General features: G+C 64.6%; 13 protein-coding genes. 4 read left to right on the top strand and 9 right to left on the bottom strand.

Going from position 1 to position 14,786, the window contains the following annotated elements; genetic code table 11:
- Positions 1 to 32: 32 nt before the first annotated feature.
- Positions 33 to 1,106: a M42 family metallopeptidase gene (locus AC1HIY_RS03005; RefSeq protein WP_479575225.1), complete on the top strand. Its 1,074-nt coding sequence runs from the start codon at positions 33 to 35 to the stop codon at positions 1,104 to 1,106.
- Between the two features lie 8 nt (positions 1,107 to 1,114).
- Here AC1HIY_RS03005 and AC1HIY_RS03010 read toward each other — a convergent pair whose 3' ends face one another.
- The 5 genes from AC1HIY_RS03010 to AC1HIY_RS03030 form a co-directional block, all read right to left on the bottom strand.
- A complete protein-coding gene (locus AC1HIY_RS03010; RefSeq protein WP_479575226.1) occupies positions 1,115 to 2,572 on the bottom strand; it encodes a hypothetical protein in 1,458 nt (485 codons plus the stop codon).
- A gap of 630 nt (positions 2,573 to 3,202) precedes the next feature.
- Complete coding sequence (locus AC1HIY_RS03015) at positions 3,203 to 3,685, bottom strand: hypothetical protein (protein WP_479575227.1); 483 nt, start codon at positions 3,683 to 3,685, stop codon at positions 3,203 to 3,205.
- 110 nt (positions 3,686 to 3,795) lie between these two features.
- Entirely contained in the window at positions 3,796 to 4,176 is a 381-nt protein-coding gene (locus AC1HIY_RS03020; protein WP_479575228.1) for a RidA family protein, read from the bottom strand.
- Positions 4,177 to 4,195: 19 nt separating this feature from the next.
- Positions 4,196 to 4,747, bottom strand: a complete 552-nt coding sequence (locus AC1HIY_RS03025) for a DUF1572 family protein (protein WP_479575229.1) — start codon at positions 4,745 to 4,747, stop codon at positions 4,196 to 4,198.
- Between the two features lie 44 nt (positions 4,748 to 4,791).
- Positions 4,792 to 5,673: a cyanophycinase gene (locus AC1HIY_RS03030; RefSeq protein ID WP_479575230.1), complete on the bottom strand. Its 882-nt coding sequence runs from the start codon at positions 5,671 to 5,673 to the stop codon at positions 4,792 to 4,794.
- A 351-nt stretch (positions 5,674 to 6,024) separates the two neighbouring features.
- Between AC1HIY_RS03030 and AC1HIY_RS03035 the strand changes: the two genes are divergently transcribed.
- Complete coding sequence (locus tag AC1HIY_RS03035; protein WP_479575231.1) at positions 6,025 to 7,695, top strand: DUF1800 domain-containing protein; 1,671 nt, start codon at positions 6,025 to 6,027, stop codon at positions 7,693 to 7,695.
- A gap of 69 nt (positions 7,696 to 7,764) precedes the next feature.
- Positions 7,765 to 9,405: a DUF1501 domain-containing protein gene (locus AC1HIY_RS03040; protein WP_479575232.1), complete on the top strand. Its 1,641-nt coding sequence runs from the start codon at positions 7,765 to 7,767 to the stop codon at positions 9,403 to 9,405.
- A 16-nt stretch (positions 9,406 to 9,421) separates the two neighbouring features.
- On the opposite strand, the gene AC1HIY_RS03045 is transcribed toward AC1HIY_RS03040, so the two are convergent.
- Entirely contained in the window at positions 9,422 to 9,697 is a 276-nt protein-coding gene (locus AC1HIY_RS03045; RefSeq protein WP_479575233.1) for a EutN/CcmL family microcompartment protein, read from the bottom strand.
- 255 nt (positions 9,698 to 9,952) lie between these two features.
- Between AC1HIY_RS03045 and AC1HIY_RS03050 the strand changes: the two genes are divergently transcribed.
- Complete coding sequence (locus AC1HIY_RS03050; RefSeq protein ID WP_479575234.1) at positions 9,953 to 10,159, top strand: type II toxin-antitoxin system Phd/YefM family antitoxin; 207 nt, start codon at positions 9,953 to 9,955, stop codon at positions 10,157 to 10,159.
- A gap of 369 nt (positions 10,160 to 10,528) precedes the next feature.
- Here AC1HIY_RS03050 and AC1HIY_RS03055 read toward each other — a convergent pair whose 3' ends face one another.
- The 3 genes from AC1HIY_RS03055 to AC1HIY_RS03065 all read right to left on the bottom strand — a co-directional run.
- Positions 10,529 to 12,340: an ATP-binding protein gene (locus AC1HIY_RS03055; RefSeq protein ID WP_479575235.1), complete on the bottom strand. Its 1,812-nt coding sequence runs from the start codon at positions 12,338 to 12,340 to the stop codon at positions 10,529 to 10,531.
- Between the two features lie 183 nt (positions 12,341 to 12,523).
- Positions 12,524 to 13,603: a class I fructose-bisphosphate aldolase gene (locus tag AC1HIY_RS03060; RefSeq protein WP_479575236.1), complete on the bottom strand. Its 1,080-nt coding sequence runs from the start codon at positions 13,601 to 13,603 to the stop codon at positions 12,524 to 12,526.
- 284 nt (positions 13,604 to 13,887) lie between these two features.
- On the bottom strand, positions 13,888 to 14,786 hold an 899-nt coding region (locus AC1HIY_RS03065), incomplete at its 5' end, for an NAD(P)/FAD-dependent oxidoreductase (protein WP_479575237.1).

Here is a 14,786-nt window from a genome sequence, read left to right on the forward strand (position 1 = left end):
CCTTTCCTTCATACAATGCCCCCCCAATTCCCATGCATGATTCCGAAAAGGCCTTCCTCTTCGAGCTTTTAGATACCCCGAGCCCTTCCGGTTTCGAGGCGGCCGGTCAGCGTGTGTGGGCCGGGCACGTGCGCGCTTTCGCCGACGCCGTCGAGAGCGACCCTTACGGCAATACGTGGGCCACGCTCCACGGAACCGCCGCCGACGCGCCCCGCCTCATGCTCGAAGCCCACGCCGACGAGATCGGCTTCATGATCAACCACGTCACGGACGAAGGCTTCCTCCGCATCGTCCGCATCGGCGGCTCCGACCGGGCCATCGCGCGGGGGCGGCGCGTCCGCATCCTCGGCGACCGGGGCGAGGTGCACGGCGTCATCGGCAATACGGCCATTCATCTCCGGGACTCGAAGGACGAGAAAGCGCCCGAATGGCACGAGCTTTTCATCGACATCGGGGCGAAGAGCCGGGCGGAGGTGGCCGAGTGGGGCCTGCGGGTGGGGCATCCGGCCGTCTATGCCGGGTCGGCCGAGGAACTGACGTCGGCGCGGCTCATCGGTCGGGCGCTCGACAACCGCATCGGCGGCTTCATCATCGCCCGCGTGCTCGCCCGCCTCGCCGAAAGTATGCCGCCCGCCGCGACGGTGTATGCGGTCAATGCCGTTCAGGAGGAGATCGGCGGCAACGGCGCCCGCATGGTCACGTACCGCCTCCGGCCCGACGTGGCCGTCGTCCTCGACGTGACGCATGCCACCGACTCGCCGGCCATCGAGAAGGCGAAGCACGGAGCGGTGATCCTCGGCGGCGGCCCCACGGTCACGCACGGCACGGCGAACCATCCGAAGGTGGTCGAGCGGCTCATCGCCGTGGCCGAAGCCGAGGAGATCCCGCTTCAGCACGAAGCCTCGTCCCGGTACACCGGCACCGACACGGACGACGTGTACGTCTCCCGCGCAGGCGTGCCGAGCGCGCTCGTCTCCCTGCCGATGCGCTACATGCACTCGCCCATCGAGATGGTGGACCTCGACGACGTGGAGCGATGCATCCGTCTGCTGACGGCCTTCGCCCGTTCCGTCCGCGCCGACGACGCGTTCCGTGTGGAGATCTGATCGATCCCCTATTCGAGTTTGACGAACGTGAGGCTGTCGGCGGCGAGGATGACGTCGGGATACGTGCCGGCATAGGCGTAATAGACGTAATCGCCCGCATCGGCATTGCCGGGGAGGGCCTGTGTATGTCGGGGGAGCACGCTCTCGCCGGGCGCGAGCGACACGTCCACCGCGTCGATCCCGAACTTCTCTCCTCCATCGGGTTTCGTCATCATGGTCCAATACTGAACGTCGAGCGTGGCCGAGGTGAGGTTCTCGACCATGACGCGGAACTGGAATGAGCCGCCCTCGGGGGGGATTGCGATGGGGTCGTCGCGCGTCGTGAGCGCGACGGCGACTTCAGGCGAAGCCGCGAGGAACCACGGCGTCGTGAGCGGCGAGGTGGAGAAGAAGTCCATGAGGAGACCGGCTTCCTGATCTTCTCCTTTCCGGGAGAGGTGTCCGCCGCCCTCGTCAAAGTGATCCCGGGGCCACGAGAGGCCGTCCGAGCGCGGGAGTTCTCCGTCGGCCCACCAGTATGGCCCCCACCCGATCCACGGCGCGACGGAGTCGTAATCGAGAGTCCCGGTCTGCGGGTCGATCACGCCGGTGGCCATCTGGTTGATCTGGGCTTCGATGGTCCACTTGATCCCCCAGCCGTTTTCGTATGCATAGGGTTCGGGAGAATTGGCCGTGAGGCTGGCATATCCGCCATAGCTCCGGCTCGACAGAAAGGCCATCTTCAGGTGGGGATACCGGATCTTGAGCGTGCGCAGGATATCGCCCATATACTTCATCTGCTGGTACACGTTCGCCTCCGGGTCGGGGAGGGAGGGGTGGTCGGAACCGTTGTTGTTGGCCGTCTTTAGCCAGACGATCTGCACCTGCGCTTCCGTCAGACCCAGCGGCGCCAGGTGCACGTCGCGGATCTCGTCGTATTCGGGGTCGGTCACCTGATCCCAGGCTTTGGAGTTGCCGCCGCCGTCGGCTCCGTTGATGATCGCGAGCGTGGAATGGTTCACCGCCGGATCCGCCGCGGCTTTTTCCATGAACGACCAGTCGGTGCAGATGTCGGTGAGGATCTCCCGTTCACAAAACGCCTCGGCGGCCTGCGACATACCGATGGAGAGCAGCACGTATTTCCCGTTGACGGGGTCCGGGGCGCCCGCCGGGTCGAGCGGCTGGATCTCGGCCATGTGGGCCATTCCGGCTTCGAGGTGCGCATCGGGCATCGTGTTCGAGCCGTCGGGGTAGAGGCCGCCCGTGAAGCCGAAGTACGTGGTGTCGGCCATGTCGATGAGGGGGATGAGGCCCGTCGAGGGGATGGCGCTCCGCGCGGATCCGCCCGCTTCATCGGAGGGGTTGAGCGGAGAGAAGAACGGCTGATCGGCGCAGCCGAGAAGAGAGCCGAGGAAGGCTGCGAAGAGGAAGGCGACGCCCGGCAGGAAAGCACGGGGTCGCGCCGGTGCGGAAGGAGATCGGGTCATACGAGGGCCTCCGAAAACAGGTGATCGTGACGCCGCCTCGAGTCGCTGAAGGAGGAAGAACGACTGCCGGGAAACGGAGCTGCCTCCTCGCGCGCGCTTCGGAAGGCGAAAGCACTTTGGGGAAAACATCGGGCTGAAGGAAGAGGGGATGGATCGCATTTGGCCGTGTCCGCCAGGGCGTCGCGAAGGTTGGCCGTGTGCGCGCCGCCTCACGAGAACATGGCGGTCGGATTCATGGATGCGGGATGAGAAACAGCGCTGGACATCCCGGATGGATGCTCTGTATGGGAGCAAGGGCTCAGAAACGGCAAGGGCGAGACCTTCATGCTGTCGCCCGGCGCTACCGTTCACTTCCGCAATAATCGTTGAAAAAAGTCATTCCCGACCCCGATCGGAGATCCATTTCCGGGCGTCACACGGGATTACCTCGGTGAGCGTAGTTTCCCGCCTGCGTGGGAAAGACGTTGTCTGCGGTTTTTGAAAAATGGGTTGTCGACAATGAAGAGAACTTCTCCCGGAAATGATTGGGCACGAGGTGGGTGAGCCGTCATCGGGTGGATGGGTGATCTCATGAACCCATGAATACGGAAAGGAAAAGACAAAATCAAAATATACTTTTTAAATTCCGCCTCATGTTTCGGCGGCTTTTTCGACGAACGAGCGAAGGCGGCGCATGTGATCCTGGCTGAGGCGCTGGCCGAGCAGAGCGAGTCCGTAGATGACGGCGGCCAGCGCCAGCGTCGCCGGAACCGCCCAGAAAGCGGTGGGCGGGGTGCCGAGCATCCATTGCGAAGCGCCGAAGAGCAGCCCCACCATCGCGGAGAAGGCGAGCACGGCATAGAGCGCCACGAAGAACGTCCACACGTCGGGGTGGGGGCCGAAGTGTCCGCGGAGGAGCGAGCCGCCATCGTACGGTTCCACGTCCACGTCGAGGTGCGGTGACCACAGCCGTCGGTCCTTTTCGTCCACGCGCAGGTGCACGTGCTTGCCCGCGATCTGCCCGCTGCACGGGCAGTCGGTTCGGTCGAGTTGATCGCGGAGGCGGGCGAGCACCTCGGCGGGGGCGCGCGCGGCGACGATCTCGAAGCGCGGACGCATCCGGGGCGTATCCATGAGCCTGCGGAGCCTGGGAAAACGGAAGGGGTCGCCGGAAAATCGGAGTCTCCGGCGTCAGGCGCAAGCGCGCCTGTCGGCCAGGCTTACAGGCGGGCCCGACCGAGGGTTCATCCGGGAACGGCGGCGACGGCCTGTATCTCGATCTGAAAACCGTAATGAAGCTCCTTCGTCGGCACCACGGCGCGGGCCGGGCGATGCTCGCCCATCACGTGCGCATAGACGGCGTTGACCCGTTCCCACAGCGCCTCGTCGGAGAGGTAGATCGTCACTTGCAGGAGATGGCCGAGATCGCTGCCCGCGGCCTTCAGGATGGCTTCGACGTTTCGAAGCGCCTGCCGGGTCTGCGTCTCGATGTCGCCCACCGTCAGTTCTTCGGCGTGCGGGTCGATGGGAAGCTGCCCGGAGACGTACACGAGCCCGCCGTGAACGACGGCTTGCGCATAGTGTCCGGCCGGCGCCGGGGCGTCGCGTGTATGGATGATTTTCATAAGCTCGCTCCAGGCGTTTTTAGAATTTCGGTTTATAGCGCATGCTGGCGTTGAACGTTTCCGACTGCCCTTTTGGAATGGTCAGGGACTCCCAGCCGTCGCCGGCGAAGTGGCGGGCGAGCATCACGATCTGCCCGACGTGATAGGCATAGTGGGCCAGCTGGCGCTGAATGGCCGCGAGGACGGTGTGCGGCTCGCCCCGGATGGTGACGGTGCGGAGGAGGTCGGCTTCGGTGAGGGGCTCGAGCGCGTCGAAGAGAAGCCGCCATCCGGCTTCCCACCGGGCCGCGAGCGCCTCGGCGTCATCTTCCTCGTAAAGCTCGAACTCGGTGTCCCGGTGACGGTCGGGTTTCTCGCCGTCGGAGGTGAGGAAGTCGGTCCATCGCGAGCGCATGTTGCCCGCGAGGTGCTTCATGATGACGGCAATGCTGTTGTCGTCCTCGTGAAGCGTGGCGAAGCGGTCCGCCTCGGAGACCTGGGCCGTCGCGCGGTCGGCAAGGTCCTTGAGCCCGTGAAAACGCTTGAGGGTCTCCGTCAGATAGGTCGTGCCAAGGGATTCGGGGGTGCTCATGGTCGGGAGGTCTATGGGATGTGGGTAAGGAAGGGGCGCGGGGGTCAATGGTTCGGCCACGGATGGTCGACGACCCGGTCGAAGGGCGCGGGGGTTCCGTCTTCGCCGGGACGATAGGCGGTGCGCGTGGCGAGGTCGAACGTGTCGCCGGGGGCGAGGAAATAGAAAGGGCCGCCGGAGTCGAGCATCCGTGCGTGGTCATAGACGGCCACGTAATGCCGGCCGATGACCTCGAAGTGGTCCCCGCGCACGACGATGGCCGTGTCTTCGTCAAGCCCGAGCCCGAGAAGTTCGGGACGGGCTTCGATGATCTCGAGGAGGTCGAAGTGCCGGTTTCGGCGGAGCACGTGCTGATCGACGGCGGTGTTTTTGAGAAAGCCGAGGCCCTCTTCATGATCGCCCATCATGACGGTGTTCGTCTGCGTGTCGCCGCGGGCGAGGTATGAGCCCTGGATGGTCGCCCCCGCCGACGAGCCTCCGATGACGCCGCCGCGTGCGAGGAGCCGCCACAGTTCCTCGTGCACCTTCGTGCCGAGATAGGCGTCGGCGAGCCGCCATTGTCGTCCGCCGGTGAACCACACGCCGCGCGCCGTTCGAAGCGGCGCGACGAAGGCGTCGGTGTCGGCCACCGCGGGATCATACGTGTGGAGGACGGTGACGTGGGTCGCCCCGGCGCGCTCGAAGACGCGCGTGCCGGGCCATTCCGGGCCGTAGTCGCTCGCGCCGCCGGCTGTGGGGATGACGACGATCGGAGCGTCCGGACCGCCCGCGAGCGCGATGAAGCGCTCGTAAATGGCCGGATCGCGCACGCCCCCGCCGGCGAGCAGGAGCGTCCCGTGCGCCGGACCGACGGTCTGTGCGAAACCGTCCGGCACGAGAAAGAATGCGAGGACGAGGACGGGAATGAGTTTCGGAAGAGGGTTCATGCCGGGATGACTTTTCGTTGCGGCTGGTTCGGAGGCCCGTCTGGATCGAGGTCGCACGTTGCGAAACCGGAGCAAGGTACTCAGGGAGGAGGAAGGGTGCAAAGGGTCGGCGGGCATTCGGTGAGACCGAAAAGCAGGGGGCCGTCATATGCGCCGCCGTTCCGTGCGACCAAATGAAAGAACGCGCCCGGTGCACTCCGGAGAGAAGGCTCCGCGGTGGTTTTACCCGGATCCGCCTTGAACCGATACCCTTGTCACGGGCCGATGGAGGAAGCTCGATAATCGTCCCTCCCTTCGTGCCCCCTTTCCCGCTTCCGTTTCCGAACCTCGCCCAAAAAATCGTCTGCGTCTATGGAGCCGATGACCAGTGAGGATCGCCGCGCCTTTTTGCGGCGGTTCATGCCTCCGCCGGGGATGTCTGCGCCGGAGATGCCCGCCCCCGTCGCCGCCCGCGCGGCCGCGCCCGAGGCCTCGGCGATCACCGCCGGGCCGCTCGCGCCGCTGAGCATCGAGGCCGGGCTCGAACCCTACACCGCTCCGCTCGACGCCCGAAGGGCGGCGCATCTGCTCCGGCGCGCGTGCTTCGGCGCCGCCCCGGATCGGGTGGCCGACTTCACCGGGCGCACCGCCGACGAGGTGGTCGATGAACTCGTCGACGAAGCGCTCGCGCGCCCGCTTCCCGAACCGCCCTCATGGGCCGAAACGCCTCCGCCCCCGCGCGGCTCCTCCGAAGAGGCCTTTCAGGCATACTTCGAGGACAACGCGATGTGGCTCAGGCAGTATCGCTCCGACTGGTTCCGCGAGATGATCGACGGCGGACTGCGCGAGCGGATGACCCTCTTCTGGCACGACCACTTCGTCACCGCCACGCAGGCATATGCCCTTGCTCCCTTCGCGCATCGGTATCTGACGCTCCTCCGCACGCACGCGCTCGGCAATTTTCAACAGTTCGTCTACGAGGTCGGCATCGATCCGGCCATGCTCATTTACCTCAACGGAAACGTCAATGCGTTCGGCGCGCCCAATGAGAATTACGCCCGAGAGTTGCTCGAACTCTTTACGATGGGACAATACGATCAGCTCGGGCAGGAGAACTATACCCAGGAAGACATTCAGGAAATCGCCCGTGCGCTGACGGGGTGGGTGGTGGACTACTTCTCGCTTCAGGTGTATTTCCTCTTCTTCCTTCACGACGGCGGCGAGAAATCCTTCATGGGACGCACCGGCGCTTTCGGGTATGACGACGTCGTGGAGATCATTTTCGAGGAACGCGCCGAGGCCGTCGCGCACTTCATCTGCCGGAAATTGTACGAGGAATTCGTCTATGCCGCGCCGGACGAAGCGCTCGTGGACGAGCTCGCGACGGTCTTCCTCGAGAACGACTTCGAGCTCGCGCCGGTGATGCGGGCCCTGCTCAAGAGCGCGCATTTCTTCGACGAACAGGTCATCGGCGCGCGCGTCAAAAGCCCGGCGGAGTTGATGACGGGGCTGCTCCTCGAGACGAAGGCCGAGCCGTCGGAGTCGTTGCTCGAGCTGATGCCCCGCGCGGGGTTCTTCATGGGGCAATGGGTGCTCGATCCGCCGAACGTGGCGGGCTGGCCCGGACATCACAACTGGCTCACGACGACTACGCTGCCCATCCGGTGGATCGTGCAGGACGTGATGCTCTACGGCGACGGCGGGGCGCAACCGCTCGACCTGACGACCCTGGCCGCCGAGGTGTACGACGCGGCCGATCCGTACGCGGGCGTCTACCTGCCCACCGCGCTCGCCGAGCACCTCCTGCCCGTCCCCGTCGAAATGCTCGACATCGGCGAGGTGGACGGCGAGTTCGTGGGCAACCTCGAGGCCAACCCGATCCCGGACGAGGTGCTCGATACGCCGCACATGAAGAACCTGGCGATGGTCTTCCTCGCAGGCATTCCCTGGTATGAGTGGACGCTCTCGAGCAACGACGCCAACAATCGCCTGCTCGGGTTCGTCCGGTATCTCATGCAGTTCCCCGAGTTTCATTTGACCTGACGTCCCCCCGATGTCCCGGCGTTTTCTCCGAGCGCCGCCTTTCCACGAACCACGTCTTCCCGAACGATCATGTGTGACGCTCATACCCTCGCCTCCCGCGCGCTCCGGTACGGAAGCCGCCTCGAACACGGCCCGGCCCACACCGAAGAACACCGCCGCTGGTCCCGTCGCGATTTCTTGAGGGGGCTCGGCCTGGCGGCGGCGGGCGGCGCGTTCCTCCTCGGCGGGACGCCGGTGAAGACGTTTGCGCGCTCGCCCTTGCTCTCGGAACTCCGAAGCCTGGAGACGGATCGCGTCCTCGTGCTCATCCAACTCAGCGGCGGCAACGACGGGCTGAACACCATCATCCCTTTCAACGACGATCTCTACTATAATGCCCGCCCGAGCATCGCCATTCCGAAGGCGGAGGTGCTCCCTCTGAGCGGCGACCTCGGCATGCATCCTTCGTTCGAGGCGCTCGCCCCGCTCTTCGGCGAGGGACACATGGCCGTGCTCCAGAACGTCGGCTACCCCGATCCCGTCCTCTCGCACTTTCGCTCGACGGACATCTGGGCCTCGGCCAGCGACAGCGACGTGGTGGAGACGACCGGGTGGGCCGGGCGATACCTCGACGCCGCCTTCCCGAACTTCGAAGAAGCGCCGCCCGAGTACCCGCTCGCCGTCCAGATCGGCGGCGGCTCGCCGCTGCTGTTTCAGGGACCTTCGGCCAACATGGGTATGTCGCTCCTGAGCGTCGAGCTTTTCGAGCGCATCGCCGAGACCGGGCTGCTCTATGACACCGGCGACGTCCCGGCGACGACGTACGGAGCCGAGATGGCCTTCGTGCGTACGGTCGCCAACGATTCGTTCAAGTACGCGAGCGTCATTCAGGAGGCGGCGAACCAGGCGGGCAACACGGTCGAGTATCCTGCGAATAACCCGCTCGCCGGCAGCCTCGCCGTGACGGCGCAACTCATCAAGGGGCAGCTCGGGGCGCGGATCTATACCGCCTCGCTCGGCAGCTTCGACACGCACGCGAACCAACTCGCCACGCAGGGGACGCTCCTGCGCAACCTCGCCGAAGCCGTGGAGGCATTCTACGCCGACCTCGCCGCCGACGGGCTGACGGACCGCGTGCTCGTCATGACCTTCTCCGAGTTCGGACGGCGCATCAGCCAGAACGGCTCCGGCGGCACGGACCACGGCACCGCCGCGCCGATGCTCCTCTTCGGCGACGGGCTCAACGGCGGACTCTACGGAAGCGCGCCGGACCTGAGCGAACCCGACGAGACGGGAAACATCCGGTATGAGATCGACTTCCGGAGCGCCTATGCCACCGTTTTGCAGGACTGGTTCGGCATGGCTCCGAATACGGTTGCCGGGGTGCTGGGGCAGCCGTTTGAGACGGTGCCGTTCGTGAGCGCGCCCCTCGCGACGAGCACGACGCCGGAGCCGGAACCCCTCCCGCAGACGATCACGCTCGAACAAAACTACCCGAACCCCTTCCATCCGAGTACGACCATCTCCTTTACCCTCGCCCGGACCGCCCCCGTGCGGCTTCAGGTCTTCGACGTGCAGGGGCGGCTCGTCCGAACGCTCGCCGACGGTCTCCGCCCCGCCGGCTCGTATGCCCTCTCTTTCGACGCCGAAGGGCTGCCGAGCGGCACGTATTTCTATCGCCTCGAAACGTCGGACGGCGTCCAGTCGCGCACGATGGTGCTCGTGCGATGAACCGGGCGGTTCGCCTTCATGCATCGTACGACCAGTCGTCCACCACGCCGAGCACGATCACGTTGGCCGGCGCCGCGCCGCCGAGCAATTGCTCGACGACGGCGCCCTCGCGCGCCACGAGCACGAAATCGCTCATCCCTGCGCCGTAGCCGGGGTCGAGCGCAAGCATGTCTTGCTGTCCCTTCAGCGCACCCGCGGCATCGACGGGGTGGACGATGAGCAGCTTCGTGGGGCGAAACCGTTCGTCTTTCCGGGTGGCTACGATGGTGCCCGTCACTTTACAGAGTTGCATTGAACGTTGCCCGAGGATGCGGGGAGTCAAGGGATTTGTGGCGGCTAAACACCGGGATAATAGGTATTTTATTGTGAAATTTCCGTTAGAGTGGGCGGGTTAATTAATCAAATCTAGGCAGACAGGATAATTTTGAAACACATTTCTGTTTGAACTTAACACTTTTGAGGGTTTTGAAAGAGAAAGTTGTTTGGAACCTGTGTATATTGTTTCTGTTTGCATTTCGTTCATAAAACCTAATCAACCCCAACTCCCATGTACAGCACCAAAGGTATCGAAGCAGTCGCCACCATCACTGAACTGCGCTCCAAGACCTCTGAACTTGTTGAGCATGCGAAAGAAATCGATCGGGGGATTCTGATTCAGAAGAACAACGAGCCGTACGCCGTTCTGATCAGCTACGATCTCTACATCGATTTGCTCAGCGCAAGGGAGGCTATGTCCAGGAAGCGCAAAAAATAAGACGGATCTGCAGACACCCACTCCCACCACACAAGAGTGGATCCGTCTTTAGTTCTTCCGGAAGAGCGCGTGATGCCGTTGCCGGCGTCGCGCGCTCTTTTTTGATGCAGAAGCATTACCTCATGTTTTTTAAGAGGTACGCTAAAGTATGGGCGGCGCGGATTCGCAAAGAGCGTGATCATTCGGAAGAAATGAGGGGGGCTTTTATCACGCTTAGCACGCGTTAGGGGGGCGCATGACCAGTTGCACGTCTCGGCGTATGTCGCGTAGGGGTAGGTCCCGTTTTTCGGTCAAGGTCGAGGATTGCCGGGGACGCCTCTCCCTTCTTTGGCGGACACCTCCCTGGCAAGGGGGAGGGCACAGGCGGGATCAGAGGAGCTTCCGAAGGGCTTCGATGCGGCGCACGATGGTTTCCCGGTCCATGGCGCGGTACTTCTCGGGGAGCAGTGCCCGGCTGGTGCATTCGAGCACGGCGGTGAGCGTCTGAAGCTCCACTTCGAGCGGGTAGGTGGGCGGGATAAAATCGTCCACCGTCTGCCGGAGGATATCGCTGGTGACGGGGCTGTTCTCGGCGGCGGCCCGGAACTTGGCGCGGGTCATGAGCGCTTCCATGTCCGCGCCGCTGAAGGTGCGTTCGCCGTTGAGGAGCGCCTCCGGGATGGCTTCCATCGGCAGGTCGATGCCCGTCCGGCGCATCATCACCTGGAGCAACTCTTCCCGGCTCTCACGTGTGGAGGGATAGAACAGGGCCAGGTGTTCCTCGGCGCGTCCCTGGCGCTTCAGGTCGACGGGCATGAGGTCGGGGCGGGCCGTGACGAGGAAGAAGATGATGCGGCCCCGGTGCTTCGAGTTGCTCATGAACGAGGCGATCTGCCCGAAGACGCGCTTCGAGACGCCGGAATCGCCCTCGGCGTCCCGGTTGCCCAGCGCGGCGTCGGCTTCGTCGATCATGACGGCCACCGGGGTCATCGCTTCGAGCAGCGTGAGGATTTTTTCCAGGTTGCCCTCGGTCTGTCCCTGCCACTGTGAGCGGAAGTTTTTCAACTTCACCATAGGGATGCCGATCTCGCCCGAGAAGCACGTGATCATGAAGGTCTTGCCGGTGCCCACCGGACCGCTGACGAGATAGCCCATCGGGAGCACGTCCGGGCGACCGTTCTTGAGCGCGTGGGCGGCGTGCCGCAGGTGGGTCTTTGCCTCCTCGTGCCCGGCCACCATGTCGAGGTTCCAATCCGTCTCCACGAACTCGAGCATGCCATAGGCCTCCGCCTCGATGAACTCTTTCTTGAGCGCCGAGAGCAGATCGAACGTCAGTTCGGACCGGTTCTCGAGCACGTCGGCGAGGATGGTGCGGAGCTGGATAAAACTGAGCCCGGCGGTGTTTTGCGCGAGCGCCCGGACCGAGACCTCCGAGTGCTGCGTGAAGGTCTCCTTGCGACCGTCGACGTACCACTCGACGAAGGCGCGACGGGACGCTTCGTCCGGGATGGGGATCTGGATCTCGGCCGTGTACGGACTCTGGACGAGCTGCTGGTTGAGCGCGATCAGGTTCTCCGTAATCAGCACCACCGTGAAATCGCTCTCCATGAAAAGCGCGTCGTGCGACCACTTCTGGAGGAAGACGAGCGCGTTGCGGTCCTCGGCCGTATACATCGACGCTTCGGCCATCGGCACGACCGTCTCGGCATAGTCGATGATGCAGGCGATGCGTTTGCCTTCGGCCAGTCGGATGCGGAAATAGTTCTCCAGCACCGAGAGCACCCGCACCGGGTCTTTCGGCAGCTTCTTCACGTATTCCGTCCCGAAAATCGTGTCGTATCCGGAGAGCGCCCGGTTGAAGTCCTTCTGCGAAGCCTGGTCGGCGAAGTGGATGCCGCTCGAACGGTCGTAGAAGAGCACGATGTCTCGTGCGGCGAAAAGCTCGGTTCGGACGAACTCGCGGAGCGAGACGTAGGTCGGGCGGCCCTGATCGTCGAGCGTGGGGACGAGGTCGCGGACGTTGCCGTAGAGGATGAACTGGGTGAGCGTCTTGGTGAAATACCGGCGCGCGAACTCTTTCGCCCAGGCGGGGAAGTGCGCGGTGTATCGTTCCAGAAGGGTCTCGGCGGCTGCCGAAGTGGGCTGCGACGCCGGTTCTTTCTCCTGTGTGACGGGCGCTTCGTGGGCGGTTTTATCGGACATGGTTGAGGGAGGTCGATCGTTGAGGATGAAAACACCGCATGGCTCTGACGAAGACGAAAGGACGGTGCGGCAGGTTTCGAAAACCGTGCATGAGCTGCGCCTCGATCCGGTTCGAACGAAAAAGGGCGCGCGCCGCAAGGGACGCGCGCCCTCGATTCGGGGACGCGGAAACGCCTCGATGCGTCAGGCGACGGTGACGTCGGCGCTCAGGTAGACGTTCTGGATGGCATTCAGAATCTCGATGCCCTCTTTCATCGGTCGTTGGAAGGCTTTGCGGCCCGAGATCAGACCCATGCCGCCCGCGCGTTTGTTGATCACGGCGGTCTTGACGGCCTGCTGGAGGTCGTTCTTGCCGGAAGCGCCGCCGGAGTTGATCAGCCCGATGCGGCCCATGTAGCCGTTGGCTACCTGATAGCGCGTCAGGTCGATCGGGTGGTCGGTGGCGAGCTCGGTGTACATACGCTCGTCGTACTTGCCGAAGCTCCGGCCGTTGGCGTTGAGCGCCTTGTAGCCGCCGTTCTGCGTGGGTTGCTTCTGCTTGAGGATGTCGGCCTCGATGGTCGCGCCGATGTGGTTGGCCTGTCCCGTCAGGTCGGCGCTCGACTCGTGGTTGACGCCGTCGACCTTGAAAGCGGAATTGCGGAGATAGCACCACAGGATCGTTCCCATGCCGAGTTCATGGGCGTGGGCGAAGGCTTCGGACACTTCCTGAATCTGCCGGTCCGACTGCTCCGACCCGAAGTAGATCGTCGCGCCGACGGCGACGCAGCCCATGTTCCACGCATCCTCGACGCGGGCAAACATGATCTGGTCGTACGTGTTCGGATACGTGAGCAGCTCGTTGTGATTGATCTTGAGGATAAAGGGGATCTTGTGGGCGTATTTCCGCGCCACGGATCCGAGTGCGCCGTACGTCGAAGCGACCGCATTGCAGCCGCCCTCGATGGCGAGCCGGACGATGTTTTCCGGGTCGAAGTACATCGGGTTTTTGGCAAAAGAGGCGCCTGCGGAATGCTCGATGCCCTGGTCGACGGGGAGGATGGAGACGTATCCGGTGCCGCCGAGCCGACCGTGATTGAAGATCGTCTGAAGCGATCGGATCACCTGAGGCGAGCGGTCCGAGTCGAGGAAGACGCGGTCCACGAAGTCGGGGCCGGGCAGGTACAGGTTCTCCTTCGGGATGGTCGTGCACTTGTGGTCGAGCAGATAGCCGGCCTCGTCCCCGAGGATGTCGGCGATGTAGGTTGCGGTCACTTCAGCCATGATTTCAAACCTCCATTGAAAAGTTGTCTCGGATGCCGGCGGCGCGTGCCGGATAAAGATACGAAACGAAGCGTGCTCGTCCGGACGAAGGACGAGGAGGCCCGCGCAAGTGTCGGGGTTGTGAACGCCCCCGAAGAGCCGCGGCCCGCGATGCGTACGACGGCTCTTCGGGGTGTCGTCAAACTATGAAAAAGGTAAAGGATCCTCACCCGATTTGCCAAAATTCCACGGGAAAGAATGGAGGGAGGAGCGAAAGTGTGGGCGACGGGGTTCGTAAACGCGGGTCACGGGCGCACGCGGATGCGGGGCGGGACGGTCTCGGGGCGGTCGAGGAAGCGCGGGAGGTCGGCGGCGAGGAGGGGGGCCATGAGCAGCCCTTTCGAGCCGAGGCCGGTGAAGACCCACACGCGGCGGCGGCCGGGAAGCGGCCCGATCATGGGCAGGCGCGTGCCCGGCACGCCCACCCGCACGCCTGCGCGCGCTTCGAGCACACGGGCCTGGCGGAGCGGCGGGAGCATCGCGGAGGCTTTCGTGAGGATCGCCGCCGTCTGTTCGGGCGAGGGCCGGCGGTCGGTGAACCGGTGCTCGAAGGAACTGCCGACGACGAGCGTCCGGTCCTCGCGGACCACGTATCCGCGGCCGGAGAGATGGGGGAGCGCGTCGAGGGGCTCGCCGGGGATCTCCACGCGAACGATCTGGCCCTTGACGGCGTGGAGGTGGAGCCGGGCGAGCTCGGGGAAGCGGGGATAGTCCGCCCCGAGGGCCAGAAGCACGCGCCCGGCCGTCCGGCGCACGGTTGCTCCGCCCTCGTGGTACGTGACGAAGGCGTGGTCGTGTGCCTCGCCCCACCTCGTCACGCGCGCACCGGTGCGGACCACGGCGCCGTTCCGGGCCGCCGCGGCGAGCAGGGCCTCGACGAAGGCGGGCACGGCGAGCGCGCCGCCGGTGGGGAGGTAGAGCCCGCCCTCGGGCGCGGCGACGACGGGGAACCGTTTGCGCACCGCTTCGGGGGCGAGCCACCGCGCGTGACGGGGATGCTCGGCGGCGGCTTCGACGAAGGCCCCGGCCTGCCGGGCATCGAAGGCGGGACGGAGGATGCCGGGGCGAAAGAGCGCCGTCGCGGCGGCGCGGGCGAGCGTCTCGTGGAGGGCGGCCAGCGCCTCCTCCATGCGCCAGACGGGCC

The sequence above is a fragment of the Rhodocaloribacter sp. genome, assembly GCF_056451265.1.

Bases quoted from the DNA above. Each gene is read 5' to 3' on its own strand.
- AC1HIY_RS03020 (WP_479575228.1), bottom strand. From the start codon at position 4,176: ATGAAAATCATCCATACACGCGACGCCCCGGCGCCGGCCGGACACTAT.
- AC1HIY_RS03045 (WP_479575233.1), bottom strand. From the start codon at position 9,697: ATGCAACTCTGTAAAGTGACGGGCACCATCGTAGCCACCCGGAAAGAC.
- AC1HIY_RS03050 (WP_479575234.1), top strand. From the start codon at position 9,953: ATGTACAGCACCAAAGGTATCGAAGCAGTCGCCACCATCACTGAACTG.
- AC1HIY_RS03035 (WP_479575231.1), top strand. From the start codon at position 6,025: ATGGAGCCGATGACCAGTGAGGATCGCCGCGCCTTTTTGCGGCGGTTC.
- AC1HIY_RS03005 (WP_479575225.1), top strand. From the start codon at position 33: ATGCATGATTCCGAAAAGGCCTTCCTCTTCGAGCTTTTAGATACCCCG.
- AC1HIY_RS03010 (WP_479575226.1), bottom strand. From the start codon at position 2,572: ATGACCCGATCTCCTTCCGCACCGGCGCGACCCCGTGCTTTCCTGCCG.
- AC1HIY_RS03025 (WP_479575229.1), bottom strand. From the start codon at position 4,747: ATGAGCACCCCCGAATCCCTTGGCACGACCTATCTGACGGAGACCCTC.
- AC1HIY_RS03040 (WP_479575232.1), top strand. From the start codon at position 7,765: ATGTGTGACGCTCATACCCTCGCCTCCCGCGCGCTCCGGTACGGAAGC.
- AC1HIY_RS03030 (WP_479575230.1), bottom strand. From the start codon at position 5,673: ATGAACCCTCTTCCGAAACTCATTCCCGTCCTCGTCCTCGCATTCTTT.
- AC1HIY_RS03055 (WP_479575235.1), bottom strand. From the start codon at position 12,340: ATGTCCGATAAAACCGCCCACGAAGCGCCCGTCACACAGGAGAAAGAA.
- AC1HIY_RS03015 (WP_479575227.1), bottom strand. From the start codon at position 3,685: ATGGATACGCCCCGGATGCGTCCGCGCTTCGAGATCGTCGCCGCGCGC.
- AC1HIY_RS03060 (WP_479575236.1), bottom strand. From the start codon at position 13,603: ATGGCTGAAGTGACCGCAACCTACATCGCCGACATCCTCGGGGACGAG.